13 protein-coding genes are annotated in these 20902 nt (G+C 42.4%); 12 read left to right on the plus strand and 1 reads right to left on the minus strand.

The annotated features are described in order from the left end of the window. Positions 1 to 48 precede the first annotated feature (48 nt). Entirely contained in the window at positions 49 to 429 is a 381-nt protein-coding gene (locus tag L1D31_RS15785) for a hypothetical protein (RefSeq protein WP_239838048.1), read from the minus strand. Positions 430 to 837: 408 nt separating this feature from the next. Between L1D31_RS15785 and L1D31_RS15790 the strand changes: the two genes are divergently transcribed. The 12 genes from L1D31_RS15790 to L1D31_RS15835 all read left to right on the plus strand — a co-directional run bounded on the left by L1D31_RS15790 (position 838) and on the right by L1D31_RS15835 (position 20876). Then, positions 838 to 1203, plus strand: a complete 366-nt coding sequence (locus L1D31_RS15790; protein ID WP_239838049.1) for a hypothetical protein — start codon at positions 838 to 840, stop codon at positions 1201 to 1203. A gap of 70 nt (positions 1204 to 1273) precedes the next feature. Next, on the plus strand, positions 1274 to 8338 hold the full coding sequence (locus tag L1D31_RS15795; protein WP_239838050.1) for an RHS repeat-associated core domain-containing protein: 7065 nt from the start codon (positions 1274 to 1276) through the stop codon (positions 8336 to 8338). After that, a complete protein-coding gene (locus L1D31_RS15800; RefSeq protein WP_239838051.1) occupies positions 8325 to 8861 on the plus strand; it encodes a hypothetical protein in 537 nt (178 codons plus the stop codon). The genes L1D31_RS15795 and L1D31_RS15800 overlap by 14 nt, the downstream gene beginning before the upstream one ends. Positions 8862 to 9057: 196 nt before the next feature. Next, positions 9058 to 9180, plus strand: a complete 123-nt coding sequence (locus L1D31_RS22605) for a hypothetical protein (RefSeq protein ID WP_275666151.1) — start codon at positions 9058 to 9060, stop codon at positions 9178 to 9180. Further along, positions 9180 to 9719, plus strand: coding sequence for a hypothetical protein (locus tag L1D31_RS15805; protein WP_239838052.1), 540 nt, complete (start codon positions 9180 to 9182; stop codon positions 9717 to 9719). Before L1D31_RS22605 ends, L1D31_RS15805 begins: the two co-directional genes overlap by 1 nt. Positions 9720 to 9939: 220 nt before the next feature. Continuing rightward, the gene (locus L1D31_RS15810; RefSeq protein WP_239838053.1) at positions 9940 to 10308 is read left to right on the plus strand and encodes a hypothetical protein; all 369 of its coding nucleotides are present in this window, start codon (positions 9940 to 9942) and stop codon (positions 10306 to 10308) included. Positions 10309 to 10337: 29 nt separating this feature from the next. Further along, the gene (locus L1D31_RS22610; RefSeq protein WP_275666152.1) at positions 10338 to 10466 is read left to right on the plus strand and encodes a hypothetical protein; all 129 of its coding nucleotides are present in this window, start codon (positions 10338 to 10340) and stop codon (positions 10464 to 10466) included. A 335-nt stretch (positions 10467 to 10801) separates the two neighbouring features. After that, positions 10802 to 11125, plus strand: coding sequence for a hypothetical protein (locus L1D31_RS15815; RefSeq protein WP_239838054.1), 324 nt, complete (start codon positions 10802 to 10804; stop codon positions 11123 to 11125). Between the two features lie 798 nt (positions 11126 to 11923). Then, entirely contained in the window at positions 11924 to 19180 is a 7257-nt protein-coding gene (locus L1D31_RS15820) for an RHS repeat-associated core domain-containing protein (protein WP_239838055.1), read from the plus strand. Positions 19181 to 19326: 146 nt separating this feature from the next. Further along, positions 19327 to 19698: a hypothetical protein gene (locus tag L1D31_RS15825; protein ID WP_239838056.1), complete on the plus strand. Its 372-nt coding sequence runs from the start codon at positions 19327 to 19329 to the stop codon at positions 19696 to 19698. A 9-nt stretch (positions 19699 to 19707) separates the two neighbouring features. Next, positions 19708 to 20049, plus strand: coding sequence for a hypothetical protein (locus L1D31_RS15830; RefSeq protein WP_239838057.1), 342 nt, complete (start codon positions 19708 to 19710; stop codon positions 20047 to 20049). Between the two features lie 248 nt (positions 20050 to 20297). After that, complete coding sequence (locus tag L1D31_RS15835) at positions 20298 to 20876, plus strand: aminodeoxychorismate/anthranilate synthase component II (protein ID WP_239838058.1); 579 nt, start codon at positions 20298 to 20300, stop codon at positions 20874 to 20876. The last annotated feature ends 26 nt before the right edge of the window (positions 20877 to 20902 follow it).

Here is a 20902-nt window from a genome sequence, read left to right on the forward strand (position 1 = left end):
TCTTTTACAGAGACCAAGTAAAAACCGCCACATTCAGTGGCGGTTTTTTTATTCGTATATATTAGAAGGAATTTCTGTTTCACATCGTTCCTTATCATAGTCACCAAGGTAGCCACCTGAACCGCGGTAGTAAACACGGACGATCATTCCAGCTTCAACAAACCAACGTAGCTCTTCGCATGCTAAACGATAGCCTAACTCTTTGACGTGTGAAGTCTTCCATCTGCCTCCTTGGCCACTTAATGCTTCCGTATAACTTATTACGCCATTATCGCTGACTTCTAACCATTCGTATTCGCTTAGCCGTTCCTTTGCTACATCAATAGTTTTTTGGCTAGCTGTTGGTTGTAAGTCTTCTATCTTCGTAGTTTGGCAAGCGCTCAAAGCTAACGCTGAAAGGCTCGCTACTGCGATGTGTTTTAGTTTCATTATTGTTCTCGGTTGATATGAAATTAAGGACAAACTCTTAAGGAAGAGTGGATTTTATTTATAAGTTTTATCAATGTGTAGTGATAATTTTATAGAGGCAAGAAAGTGTGAATCAGAGTGTATTTGGATTTTCAATTACGACTTGAGTTAATGGAGGCTTAAGCGACCAAATTTTCCTTGCCCTTATCCGATTCTTATATTCGTTTTTACTTATTTAACTAACTGAAACCAAAGTGCTATTTACTGATTTATATTGCGATTCATCTCATATCCATTAAATTATATTTTGAATTTATATAAGTATTAATTATTATCAGTTTTCATTTATACTTAATGTCTATCATTGGTCCGACGACGAAAAGCGTAGGCGCACCTAGTTTTCGCGTTAAAGGCTGAGATTTAATTCATATGACTAAACAGCACTATGTCCTAGTTGTGGCTTTGTTCGCTTCTATCGCTGGCGCCTTATATGCGACTTTCTTCAAACCTTCACCTCAATCAATCACGGATGAAGTACCTGCTCTGAGTGACAAGAGTAGTAATGCATTGCCAAAAATAACATTGAGTCAAGATGCCAATTTCCCTTCACCGGTGATTCAGCTTCAGCAAACCATTGCCCATGGCCTAGTTGAAGTGGAGAAAGCGCAACTCCCACTCCTTCGTGGAGATCTCGCGGAATTTTCACAAAGCAATATCCAAGAACAATATCAGCCCCCCGCAGAGCTTGAGAATCTGCAACTGAGGCTAAAAAGGCTGCAATCCATCAGTCAATAATCAATTCGCGACCTGATCTTTCAGAGTAACAAGCGAAATCCAATTAAGAATATAAACAGCAGTGGCTTATATGAAATCGAATCGTTTCACTCATACCTATGCGGTGTATGTTGTTTCACTACTGGCGGTAGCCTTTTCACACCCCGCTCTTTCTTTAACCTCAGAAGCAGGGAAAAGCATTGAGCTATCTGGTGATTTTTCTGCGTCTGGTGGTCAAGCAACGTACTCACTGCCCATAGCGGTATCTCCGGGCCGTGCAGGATTACAACCTTCTGTGAGTTTGGAATATCGTAGTGACTCTCCTAACGGTATGCTCGGTATGGGTTGGAGCTTAGGTGGGCTTTCTTCGATTTCTCGTTGTGGTAAAAACCTCAATAAAGATGGTCGCTGGGGAGGGGTTCGATTTAATGCGGATGATCGCTATTGTCTTGATGGGAAACGCTTGATTGCCGTTTCTGGGCGTGATGGCGAAAACTTAACTGAGTATCGATTGGAAACAAACGGCTACTCGAAGATCGTCTCATTTGGCCGTGCTGGAAATGGGCCTAAAAGTTTCAAGGTTTGGTACAAAGACGGCTCGGTTTATGAATATGGTGCGACGTCCGATTCGCGAGCGGAATTGCCTGGTCAGTCGCACGTTTATAAATGGTCACTGAATAAGATCACTGATACCAGCAAAAACAACCACGTACAGTTCAGCTACCGTGAAGACAATAGAAATGGTACGCATCGAATTGAAAATATTAGCTATGTGGGCGGTAAGGTTAGCTTTGAATATGAAACGAGAACGGATCAAATCGCGCAATATCTGTTTGGTCGCCAGTTAAAACGAAATGTACGCTTAAAAACTATCAAGACTTTTGATGCCAGCAATGCCTCCGTCGGAAGCTATAACCTTAAATATACTTACTCTGGGATCACCGCTCGAAGCCTTTTAAATACGGTAGATTACTGTAGTAATGGCCAGTGCAGTACAGAAATCAATTTCTCTTGGAATAATAGCCATTCCAATAGCCGAAAATCATCTTCATTAGGGTTTCAAGAAGTTAACTTTTTTGATAGCAATCGAGATGGCCGTTTTGAGGCATATGGATTGACTCAAAAAGCTCAGAACCCTATTTGTACCAGAATAAAGCCTTCGACTCCTTCGGGAATTGCCAAAGGTTTGAAGGGAGAGACGGTTAATAATATTGCTGCTTATGCTCTTTCAGGCAGTTTGGATTCTCCAAACTTAGTGACTACAAAATATGACTATGTTAGAGGCGAATGGTGCGGAGAGTCTGGACCACCAGATCGCGAACGACCTAAATACAACCATTACCTTGATGTTAAGAAGCCACTCAGAACCTATTCGCCTAACAACAATGGGGTAATAGCCACATATACATCAGAACAGTCCGCTGCCGATTTAAATGGAGATGGAAAAGAAACGCTCTTCTCATCACCAAAGGGCTCGTCTTATCCTATATCTGGTATTGCTGATATCGATAATGATGGTAAAGATGACTACTACGTTAAGTATACGAGTGATTTGGTCTTCTATTTATCAAGTCGCTCTTATAAAGAGTATGTGTTCCGTAGTGAAACAAGTCAGTGGCGGCCAGATTTAGCTTTTCTCGCAGACGTAAATAACGATGGTTACAAAGACTTGATAGCAGCAGGTGGTAATCAACGCACTATTCGCGTCTACCTATTTAATGGTCATAGTTTTGTACACAGATTTACTTCTGGGCGCTTGCATGGCGATGATCTAAAGAAAATCAAAGCCATCGACTACAACGCTGACGGCTATCCAGAAATCTACATTAACGGACGTTTCTACAAAAACAATTTCGGTCACATCAATTTCAGTAAGACCATTGGTTCAAACGTTTCAAAAATTGAGCAATTGGTTGATTACAATTCCGATGGCATTGTTGATTTTGTTCGTAATGATAACGACAAGCTCTACTTGCTAACGTCCAGCGCATACCCGACAGACAAAATATCCAAGATTGAAGAGTTTGCGATTGAGTACCGCGTTAATTACAAAGTCGCGACTGATAAGAGCGTCCACAAACAAAAGCGTTACTACAGTTTCCCTTACGTTAACTCAACCCCAACCGCTTACCTTGTCTCTAGCGTTGTTAAACAGCCTAGAGGTTATGCATCCACCTCATACAGCTATCAGTATGAAGGGGCGAAGTCGCACTATTTGGGTGGTGGCTTCCTTGGTTTTGAAAAAATTACCGAAACAGAAAATGCAGAGGTTACCACTCGCACGGAAACCATATTTGAACAGCTGGATGTGGTAAAAGCGGGTGAGCCAAAACTTGTCTCTGTATTCAAAAACAATAAGAAAGTATCGGAAACATCGTACAGCTATCAAAAGTTGACCAATCAAGGTTACGGAGCCAAGTACTACCAGCTTTATGCTAATAAAGTCGTTAAGAAAAAGTACGGCTTGAGCAGCAGCGCAGTTGAGCGTCAGGAAGTGATTACTCGCTCAATAGATCGCTTTGGCAACTTAATCAATGAAAAATCAGAATTATCCAGTGAATTAGAAGGCGCGGGCAGCTTTACCAGCAACACCCAATATCAATACGTCTCAACGGGTGTTAATCAGAACCATTACATTTATGACATTACCAGCGTTAGTAACGTCAACAATTTAGACACTCTGCTTCGTACTTATAAAGCGGGTATGGGGCGCTATTGTGGTGAAAACGGCGAAGTGTTCTTTAAGCCCAATGACTACATTGTGTTGATCCACAGTGATGTTGATATTCCTCTCGTTCTAGAGCGCTACGATAGTTATTTCAAATACCAGAGCAGTTCTTACAGCGTTGACCTCGATGGTTTAACTGTTTACAAAGGCCAACTTGCCAGCTCAAACTCTAGCGAATTTAACAACTCAAACGCTAAGTCGTGCGGAAGCTATTCGTATAATGACTATGATGGTGACGGTAATATGGAGTTCACCACATCGTCTATGACGCGTGTGCAGACTGTCGGCCAAACGGGTGAAAATTATTGGAAGATCGGCGCTGTTGCCAGCTCTATCTCTACCATTGTTGATAACACCACCAACCTGAAGAGAACCATCGCGAACCAGTATGACTACAGTAGTAATGGCTTCCTTATCTCAGACAAAACAACCAGTTCGGATTATGAGTCAAGTGGTGATATTGCCTTGGCTGGGAAATCGATCACCACACAATATAGCTATGATGATTGGGGCAATGTTGTCAGCCAAAGTGTAGAAGGCGCTGATTTGGCTAAACGCACGACGACCACTCAGTTTGATGCTCAAGGCTTATTCTCAACAGCTTCCACCAATGCTGTGGGTCACCGCACGTCAACTCAGTTTGATGCTCAAGGAAGGCTTAAGCAGTCTGTGAGTCCGCTAAAAGGCCGTACCACAGGTTACACCTATGACGCTTTCAGCCGCGTATTGACAGAAACCCTACCGGGTACCAGCAATATCAACCACACCAGCTACGGTTTGGGTAGAGAATGTAAAGATAGAACGTCGCAAACCGTAAGCTGTGTGACGACATCGCTTGCGACTGGCGGTAAAGTAGTGACGCATTTTGACTACGCTGGAAGAGAAATCCGCAAACTGCATACAGGGTTTAGTGGCCAGCTTGTGGTAGTGGATACTCGTTGGGACCGTAATGGCCGTAAAGTAAGCGTGACGCGACCTCAGTTCCTTAGCAAAAAATCGCCTGCGCCAATAGTCACTTTCAGCTACGACGAGTTAAACCGTGAATTGACTAAGTCGGAGCCTGCAAGCAACGGTGGTGTAGCCACCTTTACCACCCGTTATCAAGGCTACTTAACTTCTGTGACTGATGCCCGAGGTTTTGAACACAGTACTTTGACCAATATCATGGGTCATATACTGCGTAAAAATGAGCCAGATGGTGCCTACCAAACCTATCAGTACTATCCGGATGGAAAATTACATTCAAGCACGGATTCCGCGGGTAACAAGACTCATATCCGCTATGACAATTTAGGTCATCGTAATTCATTGGATGACCCAGATATGGGCCAGTGGAGTTACAACTACAACGCAGCGGGCGAACTGGTTTACAAGCGCGATGCGAAGGGTACTATCACCACGATTGAGTACGATAGTCTTGGCCGAAAAGTGAAGCTGACCGAAGGGAGTAACGTGTCTACCTGGCGTTACGATGAACGCGGCGCGCTTGGCACCCTATCAGGTTTTACCGGTAATGGCAGTGAGACGGACTATTACTACAACACTGCTGGTCTAACTGAAGAAGTGGCTGTCTATGTGGGTGACGAGAAGTTCAGTACCCATTACTTCTACGATAAGTTCGAGCGTATTGCTAGGGAAGTTCGACCAAACGGCATCGATACCACGCTTGCCGGTGCGGCCAAGTTATTGAGCAGTATTAACAGCAACGATCGCCTAGCGGTTGAATATGTCTATAACCCTTATGGCTACGTTGCTGGGGTACGCAGCCCGCGAAACTATGCAGATAAAGCCTTTACTAGTGCCAGCTTCCGAGAAAACATTGAAAAGCTACTTGACGCTGCAAAAGCACAAGCAACAGAGTACTTAGTCAAAGCGGAACGTTATGCTAAACAAGAAAGCTTCTTTGCCGGAAAGGCTGCTGAATACAACAGCAAAACCGTCAATGTGCACAGCTTGGATACCTCCTCACAAGCCTTGTTGGGTGACGGCTATCGCTATAAGCAATGGTGTAACGACCAAGGCGAATGTTACTTACGTCCAGCAACTTGGGTATTACTCCATGATGATGTGTCTATCCCACTGGATATTACGCTGGAAGGCGCGATTTATCGCCTAACGACCACCTTAGCCAATACCCAACCGGGAATCCGCAACTATAATGCGACCGTTCATACGGTGCCTGCTTCTGAGTTTAATGCGCAAAGCTTGAATGCTTCACATGACTTCTTATTGGCTGATTATGACAATAATGGTCAGAAAGATCTGATGAGTAGTAATGATATCTATATTGCTCAGGCGGACAGTGAGACTAGAGAAAATTTACTTTTCAGTGCTGAGGATCTATCTGAAGCTGCTGTCATTGCGAATACTCAATATAAGTTTTATACAGAGTTGGCGAGTCAGCTAATTAGTTTATCGGAAAAGGTTGTAGCTTTAAGTGATATGTATTGTGGCTATGCATATCAGCTAGGTGGCAGCCAAATCAGAAAGTCCTCTGCTGAGGACTGCACAAATAGTCAGCAATCTAGCCAAGCTGATCACCTTAATATGATTCTGACTCAGTCAAAAATGGAAGAATCATTAGATAACCCAGCCTACCTTTACTACTGGCAGCGTCGTGAAACCGATGCGTACGATCATACATTGTCGGAAACGCTGGGTAATGGTTTAGTTAACACCTACAGCCATGATGCCAATACCGGTCGCCCGAATTATATTACTACCCATGTAGCGAATGTATTGTTTGACCCACGTATTGCTGGTATTACAAACACTGGTCGCCATAAGCGATTTATTCAGTATCGCTACGATAATCACAATAATGTGACTTACCGATACGATGAGCAGTTGGGCATTACCGATACTTGGACGTACGATGGTTTAGATCGCGTTACCAGTAATACCATCAGCCTAGTTAATAAAGCGCAACACGGAGTAAACAATCCGGACTTAGCGGGGCCGTTCCATTACCGGTATGACAAGCTGGGTAATCTGATACATAAATCCGACATTGGAGACTACCACTACAGCGGTCAGCAGGCAGGGCCACATGCTGTGACAAAAGCCAATGGACTGAATTACCAATATGACGATAACGGTAATATGTTGCGCGCATGGGCAGATGGCAACTCGACCAACGAACGAGAGCTGGAATGGACGGAATTTAACAAGCCAAACAAGATTACCCGCAACGGTAAAACCGTCGAGTTTTTCTATGATGCTAACCATAACCGTTACCTGAAGAAGAACAGCGACGGTGTCGAAACCTTCTACTTTGGCAAGAGCTATGAGCGAGTGAAGGATACCAATACAGGAGTTGTTCAACACAAGCACTTTATTTATGCCGACGGTAAGTTGATTGCGCTGAATACTCAAACTGACGATGGTGAGAAGCAACTTAAAGACAAACAAGTTCGCTACCTTCATTACGATGCCTTGAACTCGGTCGATATGATCACCGATGGTTACGGTTTAGTGGTAGAGCGCAGCAGTTACGATACTTGGGGTAAGCAGCGTAAAGTCGCGTGGTCTGATAACGGGCCGTTGGATGTGGTACAAAACGCCATTACTAACCGCGGTTATACCGGACATGAAGAAATTACCGAAGTTGACCTAGTTCATATGAATGGCCGAGTCTACGATCAAGAGTTGGGTCGATTTATTAGCCCGGATCCGATTATTCAGGCACCGTATGAGACCAATAGTTACAATCGTTATTCTTATGTATGGAATAACCCAATTAAGTTTATAGACCCTACAGGCTATAAAATATATGAGCATTCTCATCGAATTGAACACTCAAGTGGTTCAGGTGGAAAGAGACGTCCTAGAAATGGAGAAGACAAAGGCGTAGATGCAAAGGATAAGCTCGCTCCAGAACCACAGCTCCCTAATAGGAAAGAAAATGATAGTAATGTTGAGAATACTGTTAGAGTGAAAGATGGTAGTTGGCAGCACGATGAGTATCGAGAAGGTAAGGTAAAACCTCGCGTAGATAGTATTCCGGGTAGATATCAGCGAGTAGATATAGTTCGGTTATCTAATCGAGTCAAAGAAGTACTAAAGGTGACAGAGAAACCCATGGATGGTTCTGTTGATGATATTGCTAATAAACTGGCTGATACTGCGCAATTTTTTACTAGAACTATACCGGAGAAAATTGCGGTGGAAACTGCTCGGCAAGGTATCAACTATTCTAATCGAGAAGAATACCTTCGTGAAGAGGTTCGTGAAACAACTTATAATACAACAACCCAAGAAGGTTTACTTGATACTAAGACCGGACATGTCTTTTCTACAGGAAATAAAAAAGACCATGATCTAAAAGTTGTTGTAGAGAAAGTAGAAAAAACTGATGTTACAGTGAGGCCTGCTGGTACAAAGGAAACTAGTAGTAATATGGATTTGGGTAGTTATGATTATGATTAATGCTTTTTTTAGAGTTTGTATTTTCTTCTCTTTCTTTGCTTTGGGCTCTTCTTGTGTATTTGCATACGATGTCGATTTACAAAAATCAGGAGTTATGGACTTTTATCCTAGTTGTAAACTTGAGAAAAAAAGTAGCCTATGTATCGAAAGAATTAACATTGATGAGGAAAAAAGAGTTTTGATTACTGTGAATAGTAATTTTGATTCTATACCTGAACTCTTAGAGCATGATTTAAAAGATACATCATCTAAAATTAGATTGGCTACTTTTGTTTTAAGGATTCTTATTGGAAAATTCAACCCTAGGTTTAGCGAGGGATTTTCAGGAGAGAAAGTTCGAATAAAATTAGATAATGCAAGTTTAGATAATATTACAGTTTTAATGAAGGCTAACATTAACAAATCGACTTATTCAGGATTTTCATATATTGATGATGATGGGGTGCTATTAATTTCAGTTAAAGAAACAGATATTGAACCCGATGATTATTTTTATTCTGAGTTGAAGAATAAAAATAATTAGCCTGCATGTCGAAGAAGTAACAAGTGTAGTTAACCAGTTATTCCACAGGTATAACTGCTAGTATTGCTACAGGTGCGATTGGCATTGCCATTATGCATATAGAGATTTTAGAGATGCTACTAAACCTGAAACAGAAAAAGACATTAGCAAAAATGGTAGAGTTCAGAAAATAGCTGAGGATAAAAAAGATGGGAAAATGGTAACTTACAGAGAAAAGAGCCGGGGAGATGGTGATTATAATGGTCCTCCTACAGTTTCGAAAAAAAGCTCTGATGGAAAACAAGAAAAAGTTCGTTATGAAAAAAAAGAATCAGATTAATGTGTGAAAAATTACAGGAATTAGTTGCTCTTACCTTCAGAAAAAATGAAGGTGGTGCAGTGATTGATTTAGCGTATCAAAACTACATACCCAAAGAATGGGTAAATAGAAATAACCTTTCAGTACTTATATTTATTGAGGGCGTGTCATTTGGTGGGGATTTTTTTAAACGATTTAATGATATTTATTCAGATGATTTCTTTATTTTAAAAGAACCTGATTATCTTAATTGTTATGGATTTGATTTGATTGATTTTAATTTTAAATCTTATGATGAATTTTATGAAAGTCAGTACTTTAAATATCCTAAACTTTTGCTAAATGAATTTATAGTTTCTGATGGTAAGTTAAGAACTATTTTCCACGTCAGTGATGATAATATTATGATTGTTTTTGGTGATAAGAGTGAAATAGAAGGTTTGTTTAATAAGAGAATTGTGGATAATAAAATTGATGTCTTGATTTATGTTAATGAGACTGGTAAGAGTCTTAAAGAAGCAGATTATTACTGGGGATATGATTGGAAGTCAAAAATTTAGGTTTTATTTTTATTTTTTTTGTATCTATTCTATTATTATATTTTTAGGAGTTAATAATTCGATTGCCTGTAGAGAATAATAATTATTGATATTTTGGGTTTTAAATACTATTCCAAATCTTACTTAGGTTTAACATCTAAGATTACACCGTAATAGGGGGGCAGTATCAAGTCTTACTGATATTTCTAGTGCTTATAAAACTAGCCTAGAAGGTGAAACTATGAAGAAAATTTATACATTTTTATTTTTACTCTGCTCTTTACTTTTCAGTATTAACAGCTCATTAGCGGGCACGCCGCCTTTTGAAGGTTGTCGTTCTAGTGGTTGTGTGGGAAAAATTGACTCTATTTACCTGCACCGAGATGGAAGTATTAAGTTCCCACCACCAGGAAAAGTGTTTGGAGATGTACCCAGTGAGCTTAATTGTAAGTTAGGAGAAGGTGTTTATTTCGTTTTAAAACAATCTCATCCTCACTTTAAAAATACTTACAGTATGTTGCTCACAGCTCACTCATCAGAGAAACAGGTATTTGCCCGTATTGTTGAAGGCTCCAACGATTGTCAGCTTGATTATATGGTTATTTATTAGCGTTTTATAAATTACATAAGGAATTAATTATGAAAAAACGCCTTTTGGCTCTTTTGCTTATATCGTCATCCACTTTTGCTGGATCCTCAATGGATGTTGGCACTATAAAAGGTGTTTTTGTTAAACCTAATGGAACGATTGCAGTGAGTCTTCAGTAAGGTATCCCGAATGCAAAAACATCAGGTCAGTGCGCAAACAGCAATGGATGGGCTGGGTTAGGGACATCGGAAAATATTTTTAAATCCGCATTACTCTCAGCGAAAGCGACGCAAGATACGGTAAAAATTGTGATAGAAGGGTGTGAAGGTGGATGGTATCGGATTAAAGAGTTGTACATAGAGTAGAGCTCAGATCTTAACGGAATTTATTTTACTCACTAAACCAAAGTACCATTTTTTCATATTGGTTGTGATTTGAGTTGTATCTACGAGTGGTGGTTATATTTAAGATTAAATAGTTAACCACTTATAAATCAACTATTAAAGGCTATATAATGAAGCGATTATTTTTTATTGTGTGTTCCCTAATGAGTTCGGTTGCTTATTCTTTAGAGTGGACAGAACCACATGTAGTAGAGCGAGTCCATATCACCACTAATGGTACATACTATTTTAAAGTGGCCGATGGGTGGGGGGCTGAGAGTTGTAAAAAAGCGGCTTATGTCTTCTTACATAAAAACGAAGCCGTTGCTGCAGACGCGGTGCTGAGTCTTGTTCTGGCATCTCAGGCTACTGGTAAGGCAATAAAAGCGCGTGGAGTTTGTCAAGATAGCGGGCACTTTCGCATGGATTATGTCATTCAAATGGAAGCTGAGTAATTTGCCTCTTATACACAACCCCCAAGTTATAGCTTGGGGCTTGAACAATGTTTACATGTCATTATCTGAAAATATGAGTAACGACAAGCTGGATGATGAACAATGCATAGCCAGCTCTTTAACCATGGAGCTGAGATCATCAATTTAAGCTTTCCCGCCTAACAGGTGCTTCAGGTTGTATAAGGCTGTTTCAGAGCGAACTTGTGGTAACCATACCGCTTTTCCATTTCTTATTTGAATTAACAGGTCGGTTACGCTGGTTCCTGCCTGAGTATTCAACAGCGAGTATCAAATTAAAGCATTTTATAGAGTAGAGCACAGATCTTAACGGGATTTATTTGACTCACTAAACCAAAGTACCATTTTTTCATATTCGTTGTGATTTGAATCGTATCTATGTTTTTTCGATTTGAATCTATTTAAAGGTTGATTATTATTCATGAGTATTATGATTTTTCCTGCTAATTAGATAACAATATGGGGTGGAAGTGTAGCCCATTTCCACTTTTCACCAGAGTGAAATCAATGATGACTCAAATACACTATCTCACTATCGTGGTTTTACTCGTTTTTATTACCACTGCCTTACACACCATACACTCAGCGCCTTTATTTTTATCGTCAATTTATGGCTTGGGCTTGAATAAAAACCGTCGAAAGCCGTCCCCAAAATAAAATGCAGTGATTTTCCTTACCGTTTGCTTCAGAAATGCCTCATACACAGCTCAAATTGATAGCTTTCTGAGTTTTTAGAGTGGTCAACAAATCCAAATCAAGAAAATAACCGCAGTGGCTTATATGAAATCGAATCGTTTTCCTCATATTTATGCAGTACATGTAGTTTTACTTCTAGCAGTCGTCTTTTCTTATTCTGCTTTGGCTCTCACCTTAGAGGCTGGAAAAAGCATCAAACTATCAGGTGACTTTTCGGTCTCAGGCAGCCAAGCAAGCTACTCATTGCCCATCTCAGTAGCACCGGGCCGAGCGGGCCATCAACCTAGGTTAAGTATCGAGTATCGCAGTGATTCCCCTAATGGCATGCTTGGAATTGGGTGGAGCTTAGGCGGGTTATCTTCGATTTCTCGTTGTGGTAAGAGCTTATATAAAGACGGTCGTCGGGGCGGGGTGAATTTTGATGACAATGACCGATTCTGCCTTGATGGACAAAGGTTGATCGCGATTTCAGGTAGGGACGGCGAAGACCTGACGGAATATCGAGTGGAAAATAATGGCTATGCCAAGATTGTGTCGTTTGGTCGCGTAGGAAAGGGGCCATCGAGCTTTAAGGTTTGGTACAAGGACGGCTCTATTTATGAATATGGTGTAACGGAAGACTCGCGAGTCGAACTCCCCACACAACTCGATGTATATAAATGGGCGCTGAATCGAATCACGGATGCCAGTAAGGCAAATCATATCGATTTTGTTTACAGCGAAGACAATGGGGCGGGTAAACATAAGCTCACACAGATCACCTACGTAGGGGGAAAAGTTAACCTTGTTTATGAAAACCGCTCAGATACAACTTCTCACTATCTTGGCGGTAAGCAACTTAATAGAACAGAGCGACTAAAGCAGCTCGAAACCTTTGACAGCAAAGGGGAGAAAATTGGCACATATGATCTCATTTATCAGACGTCTCCTACGACTTCTCGCAGCCAACTGACCAAGATTAATTACTGTGCTGAAGGCCAGTGCTCTAGTGATATTCGCTTTACTTGGACTGGTCGAAGTCATCCGGGGCTAGGTGGGGCGACAAGTACAGGTTTTAATAGCCCCAGATACTTGGAGGTAAATGGGCAAGTAAAAACGTACGGTGAGTTGAGCCGTAACAGCAATGGCACCATGTCAGTTAGAGGTTTAAACGGTGTAACACATACCAATGTGAAGTCATACAGCTTGAGTGGTAGTGTCATCTCGCCTAGTGTTGCTTTGAACCAATGTAGTATCAATACCGCAAGTTCGTATAACAAGGGGAATGGTCAATTAGGTCACTATTGTCAGTTTAATACCTGTTCAGGTGATAGCTGCAAATATGCTTCCAATGGCGTGAATTATGGTGACTTTAATGGTGATGGTGTTGAGACCTATCAAAAAGGTTACGCAACCATTGATATCAATGGTGATGGGATTGATGACTTACATAAGTTTGATGTGGCAAATGGCGGATATCGTTATCGAATAACGGGAGGGGCTTGGCAAACGTTGTCCTCTGCGGAGGGACGAGTTTTAAAGTCGTTTGCTGATGTGAATGCTGATGGTTATCTTGATGTGGTGATGGGCTCAGGAACATCGAAAGGTAAACTCTACATTCACCTGTTTAATGGTAAATCATTTAATTCTCCTTTTGCTATTAGTCATAGCGTCTCACACGATGAGAGTATCTACTTCTCCGACTTAAATAATGACGGTTACCCAGAATTGGGCTATGGCCGTTACTTCTACCAAAACACTCAGAATAACCAGTTTTCGACCAGCGTATTTCTCGATGCCAGCGAAAAGATTTATTCGGTTCAAGATGTGAATGGCGATGGCTGGCCGGATGTATTAACTCGTGCTGATGGTAACAATGCTAAAGCTCATATTCGCTATTCCTCGCAGCATGCCCAAGACAAAATTACGCATTTTTCTGAAGTAGGTGTTGATTATACGGTGACTTACAAAGCTGCCAGTGACAACAGTGTTTACACGGCTTCTAATACCAGCTCGTACCCATTTCAAGTGATAACGCCAAGGCGCTATTTAGTCGCGAGTATGGTTAAAGCGCCAAAAGGCTATGCTACGACTCACCATCGCTACCAATATCAAGACGCGAAGACGCATCTTAATGGAGGAGGCTTCTTAGGTTTTAAAATGATGACTGAAACAGAAAATGCGGATGTTATCACGACCACTAAAACCACGTTTGAGCAAGAAGATCTTGCGATAGCCAGCAAGCCACTTGAGGTCGAAATCTTTAAAAATAGTAAGAAAGTCGCTGAGAATCGTTACCAATACAAATTGCATACTCGTCAAGGCTATAACGCTAAGTACTACCAAGTGTACGCAGACAAAGTTGTTAAAAGTCAGTTTGGCTTGAACAGTGATGTGGTCGAAAGAAAAGAGACCATGAGCAGTATCATGGACCGCTTTGGGAATTTGCTTGAAGAGACAACCGTTATTTCAAGTGAGCTTGATGGCGCAGGTCAATTTACTCGAACGAATAAGCTTGATTACCTCTCAACTGGTGTGAACAACAATCATCATATCTATGATATTTCGGCAGTCAGCAACATCGATAATCTAGCGGCCGTGCTGAGCTCTTTTAAAGCAGGGCTTGGGCGTTATTGTGCCGCGAACGGTGACGTTTACTTTAAAGCCAATGATCATATCGTGCTCATTCATAGTGATGTCGATATTCCTTTAGTGCTACAACGTTATGACTCTTACTTTAAGTATCAAGTCACAGAATCTAGCACTGATCTAGATGGGCTCACGGTGTACGCTGGAACGTTAATTCACTCTTCCGCCGCAGATTTTAATACCGCTAACCCGAAATCATGTGGTAGCTACGTGATTGGTGATTTTGACGGTGATGGAAATATGGAGTTCACTACCTCAAGGACGACACGTACTGAACTGGTCACGGAAACGGGTGATAGCTTTTGGAAAATTGGCGCTGTGGTCACGTCAACAGCTACGATAACCGACGATACAACTCAACTGAACCGTACGACCAGTAATAGTTATCACTACGATAACCATGGCTTTTTGATTTCCAGTTCTGTGAATAGCTCTGACTATGAGTCAAGCAGTGATACTACGTCAGGCGGTAAAAGCGTTACTAATCGCTATCATAATGATCAATGGGGCAATGTTGTGTCGCAAAGCGTAGAAGGCTCTGACCTTGTTGCGCGAATCTCAACCACTCAATATGACAGTCAAGGGTTATACGTTACAGAATCTGCCAATGCGTTAGGGCATGTCTCATTTACTCAATTTAATGCTCAAGGCTTGCTGAGCCAATCAATTGGTGCATTGAAAGGCCGTACCAAGAGCCTTACTTATGACGCTTTTGGTCGTGTAATTAGTGAATCTCTGCCCGGTACGGGGAATACCAATCACACCCAATACCAACTGGGGGAGCAATGTGGTCCGCACTCAACAAGTCAGACGGTGAGCTGCGTTACTCTTAACCCCGCTTCTGGTGGCCAGGTGATGACATTTTTTGACTATGCAGGCCGAAAAATTCGTAAACTGCACACTGGCTTTAGCGGTCAGTTAGTCGTGGTCGATACTCGGTGGGATCGCAATGGTCGAAAAGTTAGCCTTTCTCGACCTCAGTTTGTTGGTAGCAAAGCCTCGGCACCTCGAGTGGCTTTTACTTATGATGCCTTAAACCGAGAAATTCAAAAGCAAGAGCCTGCCAATGCTGGGGGAATCGCCACTTTCGACACAAGTTATGATGGATACACGACCAGTGTTAAAGATGCACGAGGCTTTATTCATACGACAGTAACGAATGTGATGGGTCATATTTTACGTAAAGAAGAGCCAGATAGTGCCTACCAAACCTATCAGTACTATCCGGATGGAAAACTACGTTCAAGCACGGATTCCGCAGGTAACACGACCCAAATTCGCTATGATAATTTAGGTCATCGTCATTCGTTGGATGACCCAGATATGGGCCAGTGGACTTACAACTACAACGCCGCGGGTGAGCTGGTTTATAAGCGTGATGCGAAAGGAACGATCACCACGATTGAGTACGATAGTCTTGGCCGAAAAGTGAAGCAGACCGAAGGGAGTAATGTATCTACCTGGCGCTATGATGAACGCGGAGCGCTTGGCACCCTATCAGGCTTTACTGGCAATGGCAGTGAAACGGACTATTACTACAACTCTGCAGGTCTTACTGAAGAAGTCGCCGTTCAAGTTGGTGACGAGAAGTTCAGTACCCATTATTTCTACGATAAGTTCGAGCGTGTTGCTAGGGAAGTTCGACCAAACGGCATCGATACCACGCTTGCCGGTGCGGCCAAGTTATTGAGCAGCACCAACAGCAATGATCGCCTAGCGGTTGAATATGTTTATAACCCTTATGGCTACGTCGCAGGGGTACGCAGTCCGCGAAATTATGCAGATGAAGTCTTTACCAGTGCCAGTTTCCGTGAAGGTATTCGTGAGCTGCTGAATGATGCAATTGCACAAGCCAATGTTTACCTCACTAAGGCAGAACGCTACGCTACTCAGGAAAGCTTCTTTACCACTAAGGCGGCTGAGTACAACAGCAAAACCGTCAATGTGCACAATCTGGATGCCTCCTCACAAGCCTTGTTGGGTGATGGTTATCGCTATAAGCAGTGGTGTAACGACCAAGGCGAATGTTATTTACGTCCAGCAACTTGGGTACTGCTTCATGATGATGTGTCTATCCCGCTGGATATTACGTTGGAAGGCGCAATTTATCGCCTGACGACCACCTTAGCCAACACCCAACCGGGAGTGCGTAACTACAATGCGACCGTCCATACGGTGCCAGCTTCGGAGTTTAATGCGCAAAGCTTGAGTGCCTCACATGACTTCTTACTGACTGACTATGACAGTAACGGTCAGAAAGATTTAATGAGCAATAATGATATCTATATTGCTCAGGCGGATAGTGAAACACGTGGCGAACTGTTGTTTGCTGCTGATGACTTATCTGAAGCTGAAACAGTGGCAAACACTCGCTATAAGTTCTACACCGACCTTGCAAGCCAGTTGATTAGCCTGTCAGAAAAAGTGGCAGAGTTGAGTGGTTTGAACTGTGAATATGCGAATCAGTTAGGCGGGGATCAGCTAGAGGCCTCTTCTCGTAATCATTGTGAGAACACGCAGCAATCTAGCCAAGCTGATCACCTCAATATGATTCTGACTCAGTCAGAAATGGAAGCGTCATTAGATAACCCTGCCTACCTTTACTATTGGCAACGTCGTGAAACCGATGCTTATGATCATACGTTGTCGGAAACACTGGGTAATGGATTGGTTAACACCTACAGCCATGATACCAATACCGGTCGACCGAATTATATTACCACCCATAAAGCGAATGTGTTGTTTGATCCACGCCTCTCTGCAAGTACCAGCCAAGGGCGTAATGTCCGCTTTATTCAGTATCGCTATGACAATCACAACAACGTGACCTACCGATACGATGAGCAGTTGGGCATCACCGATACTTGGACGTACGATGGTTTAGATCGCGTCACCAGCAATACCATCAGTTTGGCGAATAAAACACAACACGGTGTAGACAACCCAGACTTAGCGGGGCCGTTTCATTATCGTTATGACAAGCTGGGCAATCTGATCCATAAATCCGACATTGGAGACTACCACTACAGCGGCCAGCAGGCAGGGCCACACGCCGTGACAAAAGCCAATGGGCTAAATTACCAATATGACGATAACGGTAACATGCTGCGCGCATGGGCGGATGGCAACTCGACCAACGAACGAGAGCTGGAATGGACGGAATTCAACAAACCAAACAAGATCACCCGCAACGGTAAAACCGTCGAGTTTTTCTATGATGCTAACCATAATCGTTATCTGAAGAAGAACAGCGACGGCATTGAAACCTTCTACTTTGGCAAGAGCTATGAGCGAGTCAAGGATACCAATACAGGGGTTGTTCAACACAAACACTTTGTTTATGCCGATGGCAAGTTGATTGCTCTGAATACTCACACTGACGATGGTGAGAGCCAGCTTAAAGATAAACAAGTCCGCTACCTGCATTACGATGCGTTGAACTCAGTCGATATGATCACCGATGGTTACGGTTTAGTGGTAGAGCGCCGTAGTTACGATACTTGGGGTAAGCAGCGTAACGTCGCGTGGTCTGATAACGGGCCGTTGGAGGTGGTACAAAACGCCATTACCAACCGCGGTTATACCGGACATGAAGACATTACCGAAGTTGGTTTAGTTCATATGAATGGACGAGTCTACGATCAAGAGTTGGGTCGATTTATTAGCCCGGACCCATTTGTTCAACAGCTTTATACAGTTGGCAGTTTCAATCGATATAGCTATGTGCTTAATAATCCGCTGAGTTATACCGATCCAAGTGGCTACTTTTTCAAATCCTTGAAAAAAATAGTAAGGAGAGTGATTAAGAAAATAGATTATGGCATTGCTAGAGCCATTATTACTGCTGGCTCTGCATTCTGCGGGCCATGGGCACCAGCATGTGCAGCAGTTGGGACTTATGAAGTTAATAGAGCTCATGGTGTTTCCTCTTCAGATTCACTTAAATCGGCAGCCGTAGCCGGAGGTGCGCAATGGGTTTTCGGTAGCTCAGGTGCGGATTTAACAGTACAACAAGCTGCGATAAAAGCGGGCACTATGGTCGCTGGCTCGCAAGATCCAAAGTTAGGGCAAGCCTTAATGTTTCTTCAGGGTAACTGGGGAGCAAGCATCGGGACCATGGTTCAAAATGGCGTGGGTAGTTCGTTGCAATACTTAGCTCAAGCAGAGCTACAACGGCATGCGGCTCGTTGGGGAATGAGCTTAGAAGAGTTTAATTTAATTCTTGGACTAAATTCGAAAGCGGGCTTGTCTATTGCCGGAGGCTCATACAGTAATAAATCACATGTAGAAGGCTTTACGAGCCGGTTTATTAAGCCAGGATTAGGTGTGTTTTGGGATATCAATGACTCACTACTAAACGTTCAAGGTTTACTGGACGCGGTCTCATCTCAAATTGTTAGAGAAGGGACAAAAAACGGTCACTTGATTGGTCATTCGTTAGGCGCTTGGAGAACCAATAATTTACAGCGGCATGGCTATATTAAGTCTTCTTATCTTCTTTCACTGCCGGGATTTGCCTATCCGGCTGCAGGGAGCCGTGGGTCCTGTGCCTCTCTGGACTTAATTTGTGGCACTGCCCTAATGTCGATAGTTCGTCCCAATACGACTATTGTATCGAGCCCTGCCAGTTTAATCCCTAACGTGTTGAATGGTGTATCGGCTAACCATTCTAAGGACACTGTTCCTGGGTATTCTACCCAGTGGAATCAATGATGAGAATTAGTTATTTAATGATTAATGATGTTGGCAACTATTGCTTTTTCTTCTCAAAAATAAGCTTTATTGATGGTAGGGGGAAGTAAGCATAAAAACATTCAGATATAATTAAGTAATAATTTATTAACCCCTTAAGTGAAAATATGAAAACATTATATAAGTTAATTTTTCTTGTCCCTTTAGTATTTTTCTCTGTGTTAGCGAATGCAGAGCGAGGATTTGTAAAGGGTGAAATCGAATATATTCGCACTCATGATGGCGATGCAATCCCTTCATGGAAGCCACCCGCATTCTGGTTTACGTTAAAAGGCGCAGATAAAGCAGGAGAGTGTTATGTACGGCCTTCTAGTAATACGGTGTTATTTGCAGCGACCGACAGTTCTGCTTATTCAATGATTTTAGGCGCGTTTATGGCAGGTAAAGAGGTATCGGTCTCTTTTGACGACTCTGTTAAATACGCTGGCAACTATAAAGCAAGGTACATCACGCTTGGAAACCCACCGCCGGTAAACTAGGAAACAATAATGAAAAAAATACTGTTACTAACAGCAATTCTATTTAGTACTCATTCCATGGCAGATATTACTTGTTATGGAACCGTTAAGAATGTTCTTCAATATGCTAACGGTAATATCAATGTGTATACGTCATATCGGGGTGATTATACCGTGATGTGTAATATCGAGAAACATTGGAAAGGGGTCAGCCCTGAAGCATGTCAAGGGATGTTAAGCGTATTACTGACAGCGCAATCAACAGGTAAGACTATTATAACTTATTACAGTGGTGATAAATATACTTGTAGCAACCTTCCTCGTTATGGCGGTGCACCTGGTCCTATTTATGTTGGTATTAAGGGTGAATAATAAAATGATACGCGGGATCGCATTCTTAGCCCTTGCTGTATTATCTAGCTTTGCTTTGGCATCAGGTGTTTTTATTGCTAAAGGAGCAACGATAAAATAGATCGCTAGCCAATATGACTGTAAACCCATAACGCCAGCTTACGCTGGCGTTATTTTTATCGTTTGCGGAGTTATTGCTTGCCTTTCCGTCTTAGTATTGCACAATACCGCCCCTGACGAGCCAATTGTATTACTACCAATCCAGACCCATGCTGTTAATCATCGATAACTACGATTCCTTTACTTATAACCTGTACCAGTACTTTTGCGAGTTGGGTGTAGAGGTAAAAGTTGTGCGTAACGATGAAATAGACATTGCGGCGATTGAAGCGATGCAGCCGACTCATCTAGTGATCTCACCAGGGCCGTGTACTCCCAATGAAGCAGGGATCACCCTGAAAGTGATTGAACACTTTGCCGGTAAGCTGCCGATACTTGGTGTGTGTTTAGGCCATCAGGCGATTGCTCAGGTGTTTGGTGGTAAAGTGGTGCGAGCTCGTCAGGTGATGCATGGAAAAACTTCCCCAATTCGACACAACGGCCGTAGCGTCTTTACTGGTTTGAAGAACCCTCTCACAGTTACGCGCTATCATTCGCTGGTGGTACAAAACGGTACGCTACCCGAGTGTTTTGAGCTCACCGCTTGGACGGAACGAGAAGATGGCTCGATGGACGAAATTATGGGCTATCAGCATAAGACATTACCTATTGATGCGGTGCAATTTCACCCTGAATCGATCAAAACCGAGCAAGGGCATGAGCTACTTGCTAACTTTTTATGTCGCTAACCCTCTCTTTTTGACTCAATAAACTC

This window comes from Vibrio sp. Isolate23, assembly GCF_022398095.1.
Classification (GTDB): Bacteria; Pseudomonadota; Gammaproteobacteria; order Enterobacterales; family Vibrionaceae; genus Vibrio; species Vibrio coralliilyticus_A.